5 protein-coding genes are annotated in these 4,179 nt (G+C 62.3%); 3 read left to right on the top strand and 2 right to left on the bottom strand.

Annotated elements, in window-relative coordinates:
* Window positions 1-86 precede the first annotated feature (86 nt).
* Complete coding sequence (locus tag IBX59_RS14760; RefSeq protein WP_296376926.1) at window positions 87-329, bottom strand: hypothetical protein; 243 nt, start codon at window positions 327-329, stop codon at window positions 87-89.
* A gap of 327 nt (window positions 330-656) precedes the next feature.
* Here IBX59_RS14760 and IBX59_RS14755 point away from each other — a divergent pair, with 327 nt between their 5' ends.
* From IBX59_RS14755 to IBX59_RS14745, 3 genes are read left to right on the top strand one after another with little or no spacing between them, the layout of a single operon-like run.
* Entirely contained in the window at window positions 657-1,598 is a 942-nt protein-coding gene (locus IBX59_RS14755; protein ID WP_296376924.1) for a nucleoside hydrolase, read from the top strand.
* The gene (locus IBX59_RS14750) at window positions 1,595-2,044 is read left to right on the top strand and encodes a GNAT family N-acetyltransferase (RefSeq protein WP_296376922.1); all 450 of its coding nucleotides are present in this window, start codon (window positions 1,595-1,597) and stop codon (window positions 2,042-2,044) included. The genes IBX59_RS14755 and IBX59_RS14750 overlap by 4 nt, the downstream gene beginning before the upstream one ends.
* On the top strand, window positions 2,044-3,441 hold the full coding sequence (locus tag IBX59_RS14745; RefSeq protein ID WP_296376921.1) for a YdiU family protein: 1,398 nt from the start codon (window positions 2,044-2,046) through the stop codon (window positions 3,439-3,441). Before IBX59_RS14750 ends, IBX59_RS14745 begins: the two co-directional genes overlap by 1 nt.
* A gap of 6 nt (window positions 3,442-3,447) precedes the next feature.
* Here IBX59_RS14745 and IBX59_RS14740 read toward each other — a convergent pair whose 3' ends face one another.
* Window positions 3,448-4,077, bottom strand: a complete 630-nt coding sequence (locus IBX59_RS14740) for a DMT family transporter (protein ID WP_296376919.1) — start codon at window positions 4,075-4,077, stop codon at window positions 3,448-3,450.
* Window positions 4,078-4,179: the final 102 nt, after the last annotated feature.

Here is a 4,179-nt window from a genome sequence, read left to right as displayed (position 1 = left end):
CCCGCACAGGCGTCGCCGCGCTGGCAAGGGGCGGAAAGTAAAAACGCCCCAGTGCCACGGTTGGCACGGGGACGTTCAGAAAAAGGTCAGCCCGGCAGCACCCCTGCTGCCACGCCGGCCGCAATTTCATCGGCATCCAACAGACCGTCACCCGAAGTATCAAGGCTGTTAAACCGCTCTTGCGTCATTTCAGGCATCACGGCCTGCAATTCAGGAAAGCTATACATGCCATCGCCGTTGATATCGATGGCGGGATCCTGCGCAAAAGCCGGGACAGCAAGCGCAGTCAGCAAGGCAATAGGTGTCAGCAGCTTTTTCGTAAGAGTCATTTTCGTTCTCCTGTTTTCGGACAGTGCAAAGGCGTTTGTTGCCCTTACAATGATAAATGTGCGTTTGCTGCGCATTTTTCCATGGGCGCCGCGAAAACAAAAGAAAAACGGCGCGGTCTGGCCGAATGCCGCAAATTGATACGCCAAAGCACGCTGATCATGCGCGCGCCCGTGACCGCTGGCGTAACTTTTCCGATCCGCGGCGGGCAAACTGGCAAGACGCCGCGCAAACAGGCCTGCGGATTGATGCAAATGGGGCACCTGCCCCCCTTGCCCCTGCCCGCCTGACACGACAGTCTGTGCGCAAACAACATCACAGGAAAACCAATGGCCCCGCGCAAGATCATCATCGACACAGACCCCGGACAGGACGATGCCGTCGCCATTTTGTTGGCTCTTGCCTCGCCCGAGGATATCGACCTTTTGGGCATTACGGCCGTGGCCGGCAATGTGCCGCTACCATTGACCGAGAAAAACGCCCGCATCGTCTGCGAACTGGCCGGGCGGCCCGACGTGAGGGTTTTCGCAGGCTGTGACGCCCCGCTTGCCCGCAAACTGGTCACGGCGGAACATGTGCATGGAAAAACCGGCCTCGACGGACCGCAACTGGATGCCCCCACGATGCCATTGCAGGACCAGCACGCCGTTGATTTCATTATCGAAACGCTGCGGTCTGAACCTGCGGGCACCGTGACGCTGGTGCCGGTCGGGCCGCTGACCAATATCGCTACCGCGTTTCAGCGTGCGCCCGATATCATCGGCCGCGTGCAGGAAATCGTGTTGATGGGGGGCGCCTATTTCGAGGTGGGCAATATTACCCCGACGGCTGAATTCAATATCTATGTGGACCCCGAGGCGGCGAAAATCGTGTTTGGCGCGGGCGCGCCGCTGGTGGTGATGCCGCTGGATGTGACCCACAAGGCGCTGACCACAAAACCGCGCATTGATGCGTTTCGCGCATTGGGCACCAAGGTGGGCGATATGGTTGCGGCCTGGACCGATTTCTTTGAACGCTTTGATATGGAAAAATACGGATCAGAAGGCGCGCCGCTGCACGACCCCTGCACCATCGCCTATCTGGTCCGGCCCGAATTGTTCGCAGGGCGCCTGATCAACGTCGAAATCGAAACCGGATCGGACCTGACCCTTGGCATGACCGTCGCCGACTGGTGGCGCATCACCGACCGGCCCAAAAATGCGCTGTTCATGAAAGATATCGACGCGGCCGGCTTTTATGCGCTGCTGGCGGACCGGCTGGCGCGGCTATGACCACGGCCATTCACCTTGCCGGCCCCGATGATGCCGTGACCGCGCTGGCGCTGATGCAGCGCAGCCACGCGGAACGCGCCCTGCCCCATGATGACGCGCACCGCGAAAATGTCATCGCCCCCCTGTTGGATGGCAGCCCGTTGGGCGCTGTCTGGCTGATTGGCCCTGCGCGCGCGCCGCTGGGCTATGTGATGATCAGCTTTGGCTGGTCGGTCGATCTGGGCGGGATGATCGGCTGGGTCGAAGATATCTATATCCGCCCCAGCGTGCGCAAACGCGGCATCGGCACAGAGGTGCTGCATGCCGTGGCGGTCACCCTTGGCCGCGCCGACCTGCGGGCGCTGCATGTACGGATCGCGGTTGGCGATGATGCGCTGGCGCGGTTTTGCGCCAAGGCCGGGTTTGAAACGGATCAGACCCTGCGCGTGATGACGGATATGATGTGATGCAAATTCCCTTTGACAACAGCTATTTCACCCTGCCTGCGCAGATGTTCACACCGCAGCGCCCGGCCCCTGTGCGCGATCCGCAGATCATCGCGGTTAACCGCGATCTGGCCGCACTGCTGGGCATTACCGGCGATCTGGCGGATGCGGCCGTCTGGGCGGGCAATACCGTGCCAGCCGGAGCGAACCCGCTGGCGCAGCTATACGCCGGGCACCAGTTCGGGCACTGGAACCCGCAACTGGGCGATGGCCGCGCGGTGCTGCTGGGCGAAGTCATCGGCACCGACGGCATCCGCCGCGACATCCAGTTGAAAGGTGCCGGGCGCACCCCCTATTCACGCGGCGGCGACGGGCGGTCGTGGCTTGGGCCGGTGCTGCGCGAATATCTGGTGTCAGAGGCGATGCACGCCATAGGCGTGCCCACGACCCGCGCGCTGGCGGCTGTCAGCACGGGTGAAATCGTGCTGCGCGAAGATGGCCCCCTGCCCGGCGCTGTCCTGACCCGCGTGGCGCAAAGCCATATCCGCGTTGGCACGTTTCAGGTTCTGGCCGCGCGGGGGGATATTACCGCATTGCAGGCACTGACCGATCATGTGATCGCGCGGCATTATCCGGGTGCGACCGGTCCGGTGGATTTGCTGGATGCGGTGATCGCGCGGTCTGCGCGGTTGATTGCGCAATGGATGGGGTTGGGGTTTATCCACGGGGTGATGAATACCGATAACGTGGCGATTTCCGGCGAAACGATTGATTACGGGCCGTGCGCCTTTATGGACAGTTTCCACCCTGACACGGTGTTCAGCGCGATTGACCGGCAAGGGCGCTATGCCTATGCCAACCAACCCGGCATTGGTGCGTGGAACATGGCGCAATTTGCCACCGCGCTGATCCCGCTGATGCCCGACCGCGATGCCGCGATTGCGGATTTCACTGCCCGCGTGCATCGCTTTGCCGATCTGTTTGATGCGGCGTGGCTGGATGTGTTCGCCGCAAAGCTGGGGATCGCAGATATCACCGCCGAGGATCGCGGGCTGGTGACTGACCTGTTGGCGCTGATGGCGCAGGATCAGGCCGATTTCACCAATGTGTTCGCCCATCTGCCCGATGCACGCGACCAGTTCCTTGACCGCGCCGGCTTTGACGCGTGGCGGCAACGGTGGGCGGCACGCAGATCACCCGATGCAGCACGGATCATGGCGCAGGCCAACCCGCTGATCATCCCGCGTAACCACCGTGTGGAACAGGCGATCAGCGCCGGTGTTGCGGGTGATTTCGCGCCGTTTCATGCGCTGCTGGCGGCGGTCACGCAACCCTTTAAGGTGACTGCGGAAACCGCAGATTTTACCCGCGCACCCACCAGCGACGAACGGGTCACGCGAACGTTTTGCGGCACATAGGGCGGTTTACCCCGGCACCCGTGGTCTGCGGTTGATCAGGACAATCCCGATCACCACCAGCACCAGCGCGCCGATCAGATCAACGCCCACCTGTTCCCCCAAGATCGCCCAGCCCATGCCCACGCTCAGCACCGGCGTCAGAAAACTGAACGACGCCACGCCAGAGGCCGGATAGATCGACAAAAGCCACAGCCAAAAGATAAAACCCGCGCTGACGATGATGACGATCTGAAACAGCAGGCCCGCGACATGCACCGGCGCCAGTTCGCGCACCAACGGGCCGAAAAACAGCGCCGCCACCAGCATGATCGGGGCCGATACGCCGACCTGCCACATCAGCTGGATTTCCGGGCGCACCTGCCCCAGTGACGTTGTTCTGATCACCATGGCCATCGCCGCCCAGCCCATCGCCGCACCCAGCGCCGCCAGATCGCCCCACAGGCTGCCCACGCCATCATCGCGCATCAGGATCGCCCAAGCCACCCCCGCCAGCGCAAACCCCAGCCCCAGAGCCTTGCGCGGTGTGATCTTGTCATCGGGGATGAACAGATGCGCCATCAGCGCCAGCCAGACCGGCATGGAATAGAATATCACCCCCGACCGGCCCACGGTTGTCAGATCAAGTGCGACAAACAAACAGATGAATTCAAAAGCAAACAGCACCCCCGTGATCGCGCCCGCCAGCCGCGAACCGCAGGGGGATCCCGCGCCAGCGCAGCCACAGCCAAATGCAGATCA

Source organism: Yoonia sp. (assembly GCF_014859355.1).
In the GTDB taxonomy this organism is placed as follows: domain Bacteria; phylum Pseudomonadota; class Alphaproteobacteria; order Rhodobacterales; family Rhodobacteraceae; genus Yoonia.
The sequence above is the reverse complement of the archived record's forward strand: the minus strand, read 5'-3'. Positions and strand labels throughout refer to the sequence as shown.